Consider the following 13,452-nt stretch of genomic DNA (forward strand, 5'->3'; position numbering starts at 1 on the left):
CATGACCAGAAGGTCAATGCCCTCCTCTTTCACGTCACCTTGCTCGCTTAGGGGCGTTTTCGCTGTCCGCGCCAAAACATTGGCGTTGCCGTGGTTGTTGCTGTAGTCATTGGGGACGTTCTTAAATGACTAGTCAAAGGGGACACTCTTGCGGCGCTTGGCACTTGACTAGTCGTTGGGGACGTTCTTGTTCGACTAGTCGTTTAAGAACGTCCCCAATGACTACCTTGCACCAATCAAAAAGTTGCGGTGAGATAGTTCTTGAATTGGCCTTTTTGAGGGCTCAACAGGAACTATCTCACCGCAACTGCGTTGAGCGTTTTTGGCAGCGGGTTTACTTGCTCGCGAACAGCCAGATCAGGATGATCACCAGGATTGCTGCGATGATGCAGGCGATGGCTCCGGTGAATTTGACGCGTGAGTCGCGGGTTCGCTTGCGAACGTCGTCTTCGGCGGCCTCGAGTTGGGCAACTTCGCGCTCGGTCTCGGTATGCTCGGCCTTGTCGCGCGCCAAGGACCCGGCGAGCGATTCGGTGATCTCGGGATGGTCGTGCACCTCGGTCGCCTGCTCGATAATCGACTGCGCATGCGCGGCATCTGCCCGGGCGTTTGCGATGGCCTGCTCTTGCTCGCGGCGTGCCTTGTCCTGTGTGGCGATCTTTTCGCGCAGCTCGCGCTGGCGCGTCGCGGCGGCAGTTTTTGCGGACTGCAACTCGTCGCGCGCGGCATCTGCCTCAGCCGTTACGGCCTGGTGCGCTCGTTTAGCGTCAGCGATGGGGGCCTGTGCCTGCTCGACGGCCTGCTCGGCGGCGGCGAGTGAATGCTCAAGATCGGCGGTCACGCGCGGAATATCTTCCTCGGCCTTGCGGAGGGCGTCGGCAGCGTCGGAGATTTGCATAGACAACTCGCTGGTGCGCACGGTGTAATTGGCGGGATTTGCCGAAGGGTTGCGCTGCAGCTCGGCATACTCACGACGCAAGGTCTCGAGCTGCGCGCGCGTAGCATCGGCAGTTTGTCGTGCGGCGGCGACACCGGCATCGCGCTCAGCCTTCACTTTGTCGCGGATGCGCTTGGAATCCTCAAGGCGACGAACGAGGCGGTTGCCGGTCTCGCGCGAGCTCGCCTCGCGGGCTTCCACGGCGTCGAGTGCAGCCTTCAGGCGGAGCTCGGTCGCATCATCTTCTGCCTTCATTTGCTCGAGCTGGCCCTTGAGCTCAGTCGCTTTGGCGGCACGGGCATCACGGTTAATTTCAGCTGCCGCAGCGGTCTTTTGTGCCGCGGCAATCGCCTGGCGTTGATCGGCGATGATCTGATCGTAGCGGTCTGCGATGTCCTGGCGCGTCTCGAGCTCCTCTGCCTGGTCGGCGATGCGCTGCTCAAGCTCGGCTAAATGGGCGCGGGCATCGGCGAGCGCCTTTTTGGCGGCGTTCATCTCGCGCATGGCCGACGCGCCCTGGGCGATAAAAGTGCCCACGGCGTTAGCGGTGTTTGAGACGGCGCTCCCCAGGTCGCGGCTCGTGGCGGGAGCATGCGAGGTGGTCGGGTGTGCGGCCTCGGCGGCGTTCGTATCGGCAGTCTGCGGCGCGGCGATATTGCCGGTGCCGCCTTCGATCACAGAAAAGCCCGCTGCATGCGGGTCGACCGCGTCGGCGCCGATCGTGGGGTGCTCGAGTTGCAGGAACGAGGGCATGGTGCTGCCCTGGTCGGCAACCGGGGTCTCGCCGGGCACAAACGTCGAGGCAGCCTCGGCGGCTTCCTCTTCCTCGGCGTCGACATCAGCATCGGCGACGGCGTCCTTCATCGCTTTGACGGCATCCATCATGGAGTCCATGACGGCGTCGAGCTCTTCTTCCGAAGACACCTCGATGGGGCCCGCTACTTGCGGGGTGGCGTCCTTTTCGGGGGCGTCGTCCTGAGCGGCCGAATCGCCGTTTTGCTCGTCGGCATCTTCGGTCGCAGGGGTTTCCGCCGCAGCGCCGTTATCCAGAGTGGCGTCGTCGACGTCGGTATCATTGCAGGTCGCGGCGTCAGTATCTGCGGCGACGTCTGCGGAATCATCAATATGCTGTTGAGTCTGGGGGTCCAGCTCGTCTGTCATAGGCATGTGCTCCTCATCGTTGTTTGTCACCCTATGATAAAGTCTCGCGCCGACATCCCGCGCGCCGCAGCAAAGTTTCAAAACGTGTTCGATGGCTCGCGTCGATAGCAAAAACTCGGCCGCTCTACCCAATTTTTACTTGACAATCCCTTCGCCGAAAAACGTTATGCCGTTCGCCTATCGAGGCCTTTTCTTTTCACTTGAAGAAGCTAAAGTTGCATCTCAGCTTTTGGCGCGTTTATTTTGGATGCGCGCAGTCGGCGGGCGTGCCCGTCGCGATTTTGAAAGGACTTCGTATGGGACTTTTCACTGGTAAGACCGTGATCGTCACCGGCGGCGGCAAGGCCACGCTTAAGGACGGCTCTGCTGGCTCCATCGGCTACGGTATCGATATCGCTTTTGCCAAGGAGGGCGCGAACCTCGTTATCACCGGTCGCAACGTCGCCAAGCTCGAGGCTGCCAAAGAGTCTCTTGAGGCCGAGTACGGCGTCAAGGTTCTGCCTGTTCAGGCCGATGTCTCGGCTGGTCAGGACAACGAGGCCGTCGTGCAGAACGTTATCGACAAGGCGATTGAGGAGTTCGGTCGCATCGACGCCGTCGTCAACAACGCTCAGGCCAGCGCCTCGGGTGTGACCATCGCCGACCACACTATGGACCAGTTTAACCTGGCCATTTACTCTGGCCTGTATGCCACCTACCTGTACATGCAGAAGGCCTATCCGCACCTGAAGGAGACCAAGGGCTCCGTGGTCAACTTTGCTTCGGGCGCCGGCCTGTTTGGCAACTATGGCCAGTGCAGCTATGCTGCCGCCAAGGAGGGCGTCCGCGGTCTGACCCGCGTCGCCGCCAACGAGTGGGGCAAGGACGGCATCAACGTCAACATTGTGTGCCCGCTTGCCTGGACTGCTGCGCTCGAGAACTTCCAGGATGCCTATCCCGAGGCGTTTAAGGCCAACGTCCACATGCCGCCGGCAGGCCACTACGGCGACGTCGAGAAGGAGATCGGCCGCGTGGTCGTTCAGCTCTGCGGCCCCGACTTTAAGTACATGAACGGCGAGACCGTCACCCTCGAGGGTGGCATGGGCCAGCGGCCGTAGGAGTTACGGCGTTTTACCAAACGCCGTAACGGGCCGACGCTGCGCGGTCACCAGAGCGACAATTTGTCATTCAAAGAGGGCGGCATGACCAGAAGGTCTATGCCGCCCTCTTTTCATGCCAACTTGTTCGCTCTGGCGACCGCTCGCTGACGTTGCCAGAGCATCGGCGTTGCCTTTGTTGATGTAGTCGTTGGGGACGTTCTTAAATGACTAGTCGAGGGGGACGCTCTTGCCGGCACTTGGGGACACTCTTGCCGGCAGATTGGGACACTCCTTTGTAAGGTGGCGCTGAAGACTGTCCCCGACGGCTAGTCGTTTAAGAACGTCCCCAATGACTATGACCCCTTTGCATCAGTTTCTGTCGAGTCGGTGCGGGTTGTTGGTTGCCCGTATAATGGTTTGCGTATGAACCGCAACCAAGGAGTTCCAGTTTATGGACCAGAGCCTTTTTAAATTCGACCTGATCGCCGAGGACCCGACGACGCACGCGCGCGCCGGCGTGCTGCACACCCCGCACGGCGACATCGAGACGCCGATCTTTATGCCCGTGGGCACCAAGGCAAACGTCAAGGGTATTCCTACCGAGACCGTCAAGCAGCTCGGCGCCCAGATCGTGCTTGCCAATACCTACCACCTGTCCATGCGTCCCGGCGAGGACACCATCGCCGAGCTGGGCGGCCTACACAAGTTTATGAACTGGCACGGCCCCATCCTCACCGATTCGGGCGGTTTCCAGGTCTTCAGCCACAACGACGCCGTCAAGCTCACTGACGAGGGCGTGCGCTTTATCGTCAACGACTACGACGGCCGCCACGTGTTCTGGACGCCCGAGGACAACATGGAAATCGCCATGAAGCTCGGCTCCGACATCTGCATGCAGCTCGATCAGTGCCCCGGCTATCCTGCCACGCGCGCCTACGTCGAGCGCGCCGTGGAGCTGTCAAGCATGTGGGCCGAGCGCTGCTACAAGGCTCACACCCGCGATGACCAGGCACTCTTTGGCATCGTCCAGGGCGGCATGCATCTGGACCTGCGCCTTCGATCGCTGCGCCACCTGGAGGAGTGCGGCGACTTCCCCGGCTACGGCATCGGCGGCTACTCGGTGGGCGAGGACCACGAGACCATGTTCGAGACTCTGGCGCCGCTGGTTTCCGAGTACATGCCTAAGCACAAGCCGCGCTACCTCATGGGCGTCGGCAACCCTACCACGCTCGTGCGCGGCGTTGGCGTGGGCATCGACATGTTCGACTGCGTGCTGCCGACGCGCACCGGCCGCATGGGTACGGCGTTCTCCAGTGAAGGTCGCCTTAACTTCCGCAACGCGCGCTTTGCGCACGACGACGGCCCCATCGACCCCACCTGCACCTGCCCGGTGTGCACGGGCGGCTACAGCCGCGCGCTCATCCGTCACATGGTCACGCAGAAGGAGATGCTCGGCGGTATTCTGCTGTCGATGCACAACATCTACTACCTGCTCAACCTTATGCAGCGTGCCCGCCAGGCCATTATCGAGGGCCGCTACGGCGCGTTTGTGAGCGACTGGATGAACAGTCCTGCGGCGGTGGACTACTAAGAGCTGCGGGCGTGCTTGTGGGGGCGTTCGTGCGGTGTCGAGATCGTGTGCCAATCGACCGCGCGCAACCGGCGCCGGCCATCGCATGCGCCGGCATCGGTTGCGCGACCGCTGACCGATAGCTTGCAAGCACTTGATGCATCGTGGGTACCATACCGAATAGTTGATGTTCGGGCGGGTGTTTGGCGCATGGCGTCGACCCCGCCCGTTTTCTTTTTCTCGATAGGAGTACCCATGATTAAGAATGAGAACGTCGAGGGCGAGCCCGCCTACGACGAGACGTACCGCCGCGGCCCCGTGGTCATGCGCGGCCCCATGATTCCTAAGGACAACACCTACGCCAACCTGCTGGCGCCCGAGGAGTCGACCGACTGGCTGCATGCTGATCCGTGGCGCGTGCTGCGCATTCAGGCCGAGTTTGTCGACGGCTTTGGTGCGCTTGCCGAGCTCGGGCCCGCGGTGACCATCTTCGGCAGCGCCCGCACGCCCAAGACCGATCCACTCTACAAGGCGGCGCGTACCGTCGGCCGCAAAATCGCCCAGCGCGGCGTGGCGGTCATAACCGGTGGCGGCCCCGGCATCATGGAGGCGGCCAACAGGGGAGCGGCGAGCGTCAACGGCAAGTCAGTTGGCCTTGGCATTGAGTTGCCGCACGAGCATGGGCTCAATAAATACGTGAACCTCGGCATGGACTTCCGTTACTTCTTTGTGCGCAAGACCATGTTCGTTAAATACAGCTCGGGTGCTATCGTGTTTCCCGGCGGTTTTGGCACGCTCGACGAGATGTTCGAGGTGCTTACGCTGGTGCAGACGCACAAGGTCAAGCGCATGCCGCTTGTGCTGGTGGGTACCGAGTACTGGCAGGGCCTATTCGACTGGCTTAACGGTCCGGTGATGGACACCGGTATGATCAGCCCGCTCGATCCCGAGCTCGTACACATCACCGACGACCTCAACGAAGCTGTCGACATTGTCCTGAGCGGGTTGATGTAGGGCGAGCGTGCCTGTTGTTGTAGTAATGAGAACGGCAGATTGATGTTATTTAACATCAGCCTGCCATCTAAACTGGGTATACTGATGCAAAAGACGAGGCGAGGAGGTCGCGTATGTCTACTGCAACGGTTAAGCCTACGACGGTTCGCATCGAAGAGGGGCTCAAGGAACAGGCGACTGAGTTCTTGGACTCAGTTGGTTTGAGTCTCAATTCGTATCTCAACCTTGCTGTTCGGCAGCTGGTAAATCAGCGAAAGATTCCTTTTGAGATTGTAGGAAGGGCGGAAGTGCCCAACGAGGCGACGAGGCGTGCCATGGTAATCGCCGAAGCTCATGAGTTGGGGATTTTGCCGGACGATAGCCCGTCATTCAACGACGCTGATGAGCTTATATCGTTCCTCGATGAGGGCTAGCGATGTTTGAGATTAAAGTCGAGGCTCAGTTTAAGGTGGATTACAAACGGACGATGCGCATCCATCCGCAGCTAAAGAGCGAGTTTAAAGCGGCGGTTGCAGAGCTTGTGGCCCATGGGTCGCTTCCAGCGGAGTACGGCGCCCACGAGCTCTCAAACCCGGGCGGAAACTACAACGGCCACATCGATTTCCACCTATCCGATGGCTTGGTCGATGTGGTCGTTCTGTACTTGCCGCATAAGACTAATCCTGTGATCCGACTGGTCAGAATGGGCTCGCATCAAGAACTGTTCCAGGGCCCACTGAGCTAGCCACTCGCTTTTAACTTGCGGTGAAATAGGGACTGATTGGCGGCTGATACGCCAAAAAACAGTCCCTATTCCACCGCAAGTGGTGGGGATGTCCTGCCTGTTGACGTGGCATCTGGCTTTCCCTTGTGGTTGATTTCGTCTAAGAGCTCCGCTGCGATCTCGCTGTTTTTGAACCTGATGCTGCAGTCTTCTTTCTTGGGGAAAGCTAGTAGCGGGATCGTTCCGTACCAGATAGTTTCTTCGTCAATTATCGCTGCACACAAACGTCCTTCTGCTCTAATGGCATGCTCGACGTTCATTTCTGCCAAAGTCTCGCTTGCATCTTCGCGCGGAGTCGAGGCAATGAAAAACTCAAGAGCAATCCCTCGGGCAGTGGCACCTTTGATTGCATCGCCGAGCTTTGCGAGGCAGGCGGCGGATGCGTAGGGCGCGGCAATGAAGATGCTCTTGGCGGCGCCAACGATGTCTTCAACCAGAGTCTCTACGGCATTAGCCGGTTCTATGAGAATGTTTTGATCGGACTGCTCGCTGCCTCCGGTCACGTAGACTTCGTACCCGAGCTTGGCGTAGGTCTTGAGTCTCTTCTGGTACATGCGGGCGAGCATGGGTATAGATAAATCAACGTAGTCGAATATCTCAACCCGTCGCTTGCCCTCGTGGCTTCTATGGAGCCTGCCCGCCTGCTGCGTGATGCTGCCGTCCCACGATATCGGCGTGGCAATGAGTAGAGTGTCAAGGTAGGACAGATCGAAGCCCTCGCCCAAAAGGCTTTCGGTGGCGACGATGATTCGATGTTCATGCTCGAAGCGGGGAAGACTGCTCAGTATCGTTTTTCTTTCTTTGGCGTCGATTTCCCCGGTCAGGAGAACGGGTTCGTGTCCTTGGTTTTTGAGCATCCCGAACAGCTCCTCGGCATGCTTTTTCCTTTTAGTCAGCACGAGCGGATGCCGGCCGTTTGACGCAGCTTCAATAGCGTCGTTGACAATCAATTCGTTTCTAGCTGCATGCGTGCACAGCAGGTCGAGAATCTGATTGAAGTTTGCACCTGGCTCGTAGGCGGGTAGTCGAATTCCAGTAAAACGAGGCCGTACGATGCGCTGGATGCCCTGCTGAATCGCTTGCGCTTTTGGATCGATAACATAACGGAGCGGGCCGCAGAGCATGGAGAGCGCCCGCGTAAGGCCGTCGGATCGTTCGGGCGTCGCAGAAAGGCCGTATACGTATTTGGCCGGGGCGGACTTGAGAATAAGCTCGAGCTGTGGTGCGGCGGCATGGTGGCATTCGTCGCAGATAATGAGGCCGTAATTACGAACAAGGCCCTTAACTATCGGCTCTCCGGTTTGGCGGTCTTTGCCAGATAACGACTGGAATGAAGCGATGTCGACGAGGCCGCTTACGGCCATTTTGCCTCCTCCTATTTGTCCGATGACCGGAGGCTGCCTTTTGCTGATTCGTCCTTTTGGGGTTCGGACGGGCTCCCTGTTGTCCGTAATGTCGATAAATCGCTCGAGCTGGGATTTCCATTGGGTTATGAGTGCGGTTTTGGGAACGATGACGAGCGTTGGAAGACCAATGGATGCAATAAGATAAGCTCCGATGACTGTTTTACCGAAGCCTGTCGGCGCGGACATGATTCCGTCTTCGTATATGAGCATCTGATCAGCGGCGATTTGCTGCTCAGGGCGAAGGACTCCTTTAAATGCCATAACAATCGGATTACCCGATTTGCGCTCGTCTGAATAGTGGGCGGTAACGCCGGTCTCTTGAACTAGCTGCTCAAGTTGAGTTTTGCAGCCCCGGGGAATTGCAACATGACCATCTCTCAGTTCGCTAAGGTCTATGAGTCGCGGTTTGCCGAATACTGATTGATGCATGGACTGCGCGCGATAGAATGCCGGATTGGCAAATGTCGCAAGTCCGCGGATTTCCATTTGAGCTGCTGGACTCAGAGACTTCTCGGGGATGTACAGCATATCGGCTTGAATAACGGGCAGCGATGAGGGAAAGTCCCGCGATGTGAGTGGTAGTCGCTTTCGTGGTCTTTGGGCATACCGTTTGCCCTTGTTTGCCACCGTAGTTGTTGCTGGTCCGTGCGGGTTGTTTCCAGGGGCCTCAATCAGATCTTGCACCGTCGAGCGCGGAATCAGCTGGACTTGTGATAGATAGAGCCATTGGTCGGGAAAGGGCTTGAATTGTTCGTCTACAAATACACTGTTTCCTTCACGTTGCGCCTTGCCTTGAAAGGGGAGTGCGATGAGGTTTCCGAAGCCTCCATCGGGAATAGTGGCCTGAGCGGGTAGCATTCGATCAAAGGCCTCGAACGTGATTGTCTTATTATGCGCCGCAGCTTCGGTTATGAGGCAACTTCCAAACTCTCGGGCAGCCTTTGCGCTGATTGGCTCGAGGAAGAAAAACCAGATGTGGGCGCCGTTGCCGGACCTTGAGCGCTCAACGGCGGCGTTAATGCCCCGTCGTATTGCAACAAGCCGTACGGCATTTGTTGCCTCTTTCCAGTCCGCTTTGTCAAAATCGATGACGAGAACTTTCGTGTTGCAGTTCCTATCGAGAACATATTGCCCGAGGACATCGCGGAACCGGTCATCGTTGCCTTTAAAGTGAGCAATGATTGCGGCATCGCTTAATTCCGGGAAGACGCGATTGCTGCATTCTACGCATTTAACTCTTTGATGGGCTGCTTTGGGGCAAATTCCTGGCTCCCACTCATTAGCACAAGCAGGCGTATAGCCAATGCCCCCGTCCTTTCTGCGATATCCATGAGCGTAAACATCTTTGCGCCCGGTAAAGAGACTGCGAAAGAGCTCGAGTTTATCGCGTGCTGGGCTCGCGCTGGTGACGATGCCCTCGATTTGCGCTCGTTCATCGAACAAAGCGCCAGCTTCTTCCCACTCTTCTAGCGTTGCGTAGCGTACGTCTGAACCGTTGTTGCAAATGACGATTTGTCGGTGTTGGTCCGATATATGTGTGATCGTCTGATCGTATTTAAATTGTGCGGTCCCAAAGAGGGCGTATTGATGCATGGCGTTGCCCATTTGAATGCCGTCCTTGTATTGGAGTTGTTGAGACGAGGGTACGGCATTACGGCTTTTTGGGATATGTAATTTCGATTCAAGTTTGCTAATGGCAAGGGATTATTCTGCGAGCGGCTTTCGGTCGATGCCAAGGCGCGCGACGGCCCTTGATAATCAGGGTTTGCGGTCATATAGGTAGCCGGAGGCGTAAAGAGCGGACCTCATTCAGACCCGGTGGGCAAAAAATGGCAAATATGAGTACTGTTGCTCGGTTAGTCTCATATCATTTGAGAAGTATCTAAGACCAATTGACTGAGTTTTAGTATATTCACCCCTCTAAACACGACGATTCGGGGCTTTATGGAGCTTGAAATCGGTGGAAGCGGGCAATTTCAGCGACATTTTGCTGTTACTAAATTTATGACAGTACTCATATTTGCCATTTTTTGCCCACCGGGTACCGCTAGGGGCTAGTCGAAGCTCCCCCAAACAGCTGGGAATGCGCCGATCGTCAGCATATCTTGTATATGGATGGCTCAGCAAAAGAGGTTGCGGTGGAATGGGGATTGATTTGCGGCTGATAAGCCAAAAACAGTCCCTATTCCACCGCAAGTGGTAAAGGTGCCCCTAGTGAATGGGCTGGTAGCGGGGGCAGTAGCTGATGGCGATGGCGTCGACGCCTACGTGGGTGGCGATGGTGCAGCCGATGGGGCCGGTGCCGGCGTCTACGTAGTTCTGGCCTGCGAGCGCCTGGTTGACGAGCTCGTGCTCCTCGGCGGCGCCGGTTGTGAGTACGCGCACGCTCGAACCCGGGTGTTCAGCCAAAAACGCGAGGCAGTCGGCCATGGTGTTGGCGACGATGCGCTTGGCGCCGCGGCCCTTCTTGATGGCCTTGATCTCGCCCGATTTCCACTCCGGCGAAACGGCTAGGCGAATGTTGAGCATTTGCGTGAGCTGGCCGGCGAGTTTAGGTGCGCGGCCGTTCTTAACGAGGTTTTCGAGCGTGCGGGGAATCAGCAGCAGGTGGGCGTCGGGCAGCGTCGCGCGGATCTGCGCCTCGGTCTCGTCCAGGCTGCGGCCGTCCTCGCGCATGGCGAGCGCATACTCCACCAGCAGGCCCTCGGCACCCGAGCCGGTGCGCGAATCGATGCAGCGCACGTCGAGCTCGTGGGTATCGGCCGTCAGGCTGGCGTTGGCATAGCAGGCAGACCACTCGCTGCATAGCGAGATAAAGATGGCGCTGTCGTGGCCGTCGGCGCGCACGCGGTCAAAGAGTGCCTTGAACTCGCCGGCGCTCGGCTGCGAGGTGTGCGGCAGCTGCTCGGTGCCGGCCATGCGCGCGACGTACTCCTGGGCGGTAATTTGCACCTGGTCGAGCAGGTCCTCGCCCTCGATAATCACATGCAGCGGAATCACGTAAATGCCGAGCTCTTGGGCGCGGGCGGGGGAGATGTCCGACGTGGAGTCGGTTATGATGGCAAAAGACATAATTGCACCTTTCATTGGGGCGCTTGCGCGCCGCCTTCTGAGAGCAAAGTGCGACAAGTATAGTAGAGTCGTTCCACATTACTAGGTTCAATTGTTGAATAGTCAACAGTTTGAAGTGTCGGTGTGGAAATCGTCAACTGGGGAAGAGGAATGCCGATGGAGGCGTTGGAGATATGCAGACGGCCGGTCGTGCTGTTCGATTTTGACGGCACGGTGGCAGATACGGGCCGGGCGGTGATGACCTCGACGCGCAAGACGCTGGCTGCGCGCGGGCTTTCTGAGGCGCAGATGGGTGACCTGCGCCGCATGATCGGGCCACCCCTGTGGAAGAGCTTTCACGACTTTTACGGCTTTTCCCGCGAGGAGTCGCTGGTTGTGGCCGATGAGTACCGCGCCTTTTTTGATGAACTGGGACCGGAAGAGTACCCCGTGTTCGATGGGATTCCCGAGCTGCTGGATGGGTTGACCGCCCAGGGCAAGCGTATGGCTGTGGCAACGTCGCGCATGGAGGCAAAGTGCATCGACATGGTGCGTGAGCTCGGGCTTTCTCAGTTTGAGGCGGTGATTGGCATGAATCCGCCGCAGGGGCGCGAGACCAAGGCCGATTCGGTCCGCGATGCCCTGGCGGCTCTGGGTGCGGCGGCCGACGATGCCGTGATGATCGGCGATCGCTTTAACGATGTGGAGGGCGCGCACGCGATGGGTGTGCCGTGTATCGGCATCTATTCGGGCGCGGCGGCGCTGGGGGAGCACGAGGCCGCGGGTGCCGATGCGGTGGTGCACTCGGTGGCCGAGCTTGCTAAACTTTTCGCTATATAAGTATGTGATGTGAGGGGCGGGCACGCTCGCCCCTCATTGGTAAGGAGGTCGTCCATGAATCAGGTGGAGCAGAGCGTCGCTGAGTATGTCGACGAGGTCTGGGAAGATGTCGTCGCCGATATCGAGCAGCTGGTGAGTTATCCGTCCGTAGCCGTTGCTGCCGACGCAGAGCCCGGTGCGCCGTTTGGCCGCCCGGTCCGTGATGCGCTCGATTGCGCGCTCGGCATTGCGCAGAAGCTCGGCTACCAGACGAGCGACGACGAGGGCTATGTGGGCATTGCCGATATCCCTGGCCGCGGCGACAAGCAGCTCGCGACCATCTGCCACGTGGACGTGGTTCCCGCCGGTCCCGGTTGGAACACCGACCCGTTTGCGATGGAGCGCCGAGAGGGCTGGCTGCTCGGTCGCGGCGTAATCGACGACAAGGGCCCGGCGGTGCTGTCGCTCTACGCCGGCGCCTATCTGCTCAAGCACGGCATTACCCCGCGCTATACCTTCCGCGCGCTGCTGGGATGCGATGAGGAAGTGGGCATGTCCGACGTTCACCATTATCTGGAGAACCACGCGAACCCCGACTTTCTGTTTACGCCCGATGCCGAGTTCCCGGTTTGTAATGCCGAGAAGGGCCAGTTTGGGGCGACGTTTGTGAGTCCCAAGATCGACGGCGGGCGCATTGTGTCCTGGAGCGGCGCCGAAGCGAGCAACGCCATTCCGTCGCAGTCTATCTGCGAGCTTGCGATTGCCGCCGATGAGCTGCCGGCGCCTGTTGAGAACGCCGACCGCCTGGAGATCACGGCGCTCGGCAACGGGCATGCGCAGATTTTCGCCCACGGCATTGGCGGTCATGCCTCGATGCCCGAGGGAACAATCAATGCCGTCGGCCTCATCGTGGCGTATCTGCGCGAGGCCGAGGATGCGTTTGGTGCGCGCGACGAGCGCCTGCTGACGCCTGCCGAGCACGAGTTTGTCAAGTTTCTGGCCTTTGTGCATGCGGACGCCTATGGCCGCGGCCTGGGAATCGATGCGACGAGCCCGGCGTTTGGCCCGCTCACCTGCAACCCCGGCGTCATCCGTGTGGTGGATGGCCATATCGAGCAGGTCATCGACGTGCGCTTCCCCGATAGCACGAGCGCCGATACCATCAGCGAGCAGCTCGAGCCGCTCGTGGGGCGCTTTGACGTGACCTGTCGCGTGGGTCATGCAAAGGTGCCGTTCTCGGTCTCTGCCGACGATCCGGCCGTGAAAGCGCTGATTGATACCTATAACGAGTTTACGGGTAAGCATGCCGAGCCCTTTGCCATGGGCGGCGGCACGTACGCGCGCAACTTTGCCCGCGCCGTGTCATTTGGCCCCGAGGAGACCGGCCTGGAGTTGCCCGCATGGGGCGGCCAGATGCATGGCCCCAACGAGTGCGCCAACGAGGAACAGCTCAAGCAAGCGCTCAAGATCTATATTGTTGCGATCTTAAGGCTCAACGAGCTCGAGCTTTAAGGTTGCGGCGTTTTGCCAATCTAAGTTGCGGTGGAATAGTTCCTAGAATCGGCTGCCTAACAGCCAAACAGGAACTATTTCACCGCAACTTTGCTTTTATTGGTGTAAAAGGTGCGCCATATTTGGCGCTGGATTGTTAT

10 protein-coding genes are annotated in these 13,452 nt (G+C 58.7%); 7 read left to right on the top strand and 3 right to left on the bottom strand.

Annotated features, from left to right (window positions below; translation table 11 throughout):
- Positions 1-334: 334 nt before the first annotated feature.
- Positions 335-2,098, bottom strand: a complete 1,764-nt coding sequence (locus AAA138_RS06350) for a hypothetical protein (protein ID WP_349090048.1) — start codon at positions 2,096-2,098, stop codon at positions 335-337.
- A 296-nt stretch (positions 2,099-2,394) separates the two neighbouring features.
- Here AAA138_RS06350 and AAA138_RS06355 point away from each other — a divergent pair, with 296 nt between their 5' ends.
- The 5 genes from AAA138_RS06355 to AAA138_RS06375 all read left to right on the top strand — a co-directional run bounded on the left by AAA138_RS06355 (position 2,395) and on the right by AAA138_RS06375 (position 6,485).
- Entirely contained in the window at positions 2,395-3,195 is an 801-nt protein-coding gene (locus AAA138_RS06355; RefSeq protein WP_349090049.1) for an SDR family oxidoreductase, read from the top strand.
- 433 nt (positions 3,196-3,628) lie between these two features.
- Positions 3,629-4,768, top strand: a complete 1,140-nt coding sequence (tgt, locus tag AAA138_RS06360; RefSeq protein ID WP_055285790.1) for a tRNA guanosine(34) transglycosylase Tgt — start codon at positions 3,629-3,631, stop codon at positions 4,766-4,768.
- Positions 4,769-5,002: 234 nt separating this feature from the next.
- Positions 5,003-5,761: a TIGR00730 family Rossman fold protein gene (locus tag AAA138_RS06365; RefSeq protein ID WP_349090051.1), complete on the top strand. Its 759-nt coding sequence runs from the start codon at positions 5,003-5,005 to the stop codon at positions 5,759-5,761.
- Positions 5,762-5,874: 113 nt separating this feature from the next.
- Entirely contained in the window at positions 5,875-6,174 is a 300-nt protein-coding gene (locus AAA138_RS06370; protein ID WP_055310238.1) for a type II toxin-antitoxin system RelB/DinJ family antitoxin, read from the top strand.
- A 2-nt stretch (positions 6,175-6,176) separates the two neighbouring features.
- Positions 6,177-6,485: a type II toxin-antitoxin system YafQ family toxin gene (locus tag AAA138_RS06375; protein WP_349090053.1), complete on the top strand. Its 309-nt coding sequence runs from the start codon at positions 6,177-6,179 to the stop codon at positions 6,483-6,485.
- Between the two features lie 65 nt (positions 6,486-6,550).
- Here AAA138_RS06375 and AAA138_RS06380 read toward each other — a convergent pair whose 3' ends face one another.
- Complete coding sequence (locus AAA138_RS06380; protein WP_349090054.1) at positions 6,551-9,535, bottom strand: DEAD/DEAH box helicase family protein; 2,985 nt, start codon at positions 9,533-9,535, stop codon at positions 6,551-6,553.
- 606 nt (positions 9,536-10,141) lie between these two features.
- The gene (locus AAA138_RS06385; RefSeq protein ID WP_349090055.1) at positions 10,142-11,002 is read right to left on the bottom strand and encodes a DegV family protein; all 861 of its coding nucleotides are present in this window, start codon (positions 11,000-11,002) and stop codon (positions 10,142-10,144) included.
- A 156-nt stretch (positions 11,003-11,158) separates the two neighbouring features.
- Between AAA138_RS06385 and AAA138_RS06390 the strand changes: the two genes are divergently transcribed.
- Entirely contained in the window at positions 11,159-11,821 is a 663-nt protein-coding gene (locus AAA138_RS06390) for an HAD hydrolase-like protein (RefSeq protein ID WP_349090056.1), read from the top strand.
- 54 nt (positions 11,822-11,875) lie between these two features.
- Entirely contained in the window at positions 11,876-13,312 is a 1,437-nt protein-coding gene (locus AAA138_RS06395) for a M20 family metallopeptidase (RefSeq protein WP_349090057.1), read from the top strand.
- Positions 13,313-13,452: the final 140 nt, after the last annotated feature.

Source organism: Collinsella sp. CLA-JM-H32B (assembly GCF_040098065.1).
Classification (GTDB): domain Bacteria; phylum Actinomycetota; class Coriobacteriia; order Coriobacteriales; family Coriobacteriaceae; genus Collinsella.

Coding starts and splice junctions, on each gene's coding strand:
- AAA138_RS06350 (WP_349090048.1), bottom strand. CDS start 2,098: ATGACAGACGAGCTGGACCCCCAGACTCAACAGCATATTGATGATTCC.
- AAA138_RS06355 (WP_349090049.1), top strand. CDS start 2,395: ATGGGACTTTTCACTGGTAAGACCGTGATCGTCACCGGCGGCGGCAAG.
- tgt (WP_055285790.1), top strand. CDS start 3,629: ATGGACCAGAGCCTTTTTAAATTCGACCTGATCGCCGAGGACCCGACG.
- AAA138_RS06365 (WP_349090051.1), top strand. CDS start 5,003: ATGATTAAGAATGAGAACGTCGAGGGCGAGCCCGCCTACGACGAGACG.
- AAA138_RS06370 (WP_055310238.1), top strand. CDS start 5,875: ATGTCTACTGCAACGGTTAAGCCTACGACGGTTCGCATCGAAGAGGGG.
- AAA138_RS06375 (WP_349090053.1), top strand. CDS start 6,177: ATGTTTGAGATTAAAGTCGAGGCTCAGTTTAAGGTGGATTACAAACGG.
- AAA138_RS06380 (WP_349090054.1), bottom strand. CDS start 9,535: ATGGGCAACGCCATGCATCAATACGCCCTCTTTGGGACCGCACAATTT.
- AAA138_RS06385 (WP_349090055.1), bottom strand. CDS start 11,002: ATGTCTTTTGCCATCATAACCGACTCCACGTCGGACATCTCCCCCGCC.
- AAA138_RS06390 (WP_349090056.1), top strand. CDS start 11,159: ATGGAGGCGTTGGAGATATGCAGACGGCCGGTCGTGCTGTTCGATTTT.
- AAA138_RS06395 (WP_349090057.1), top strand. CDS start 11,876: ATGAATCAGGTGGAGCAGAGCGTCGCTGAGTATGTCGACGAGGTCTGG.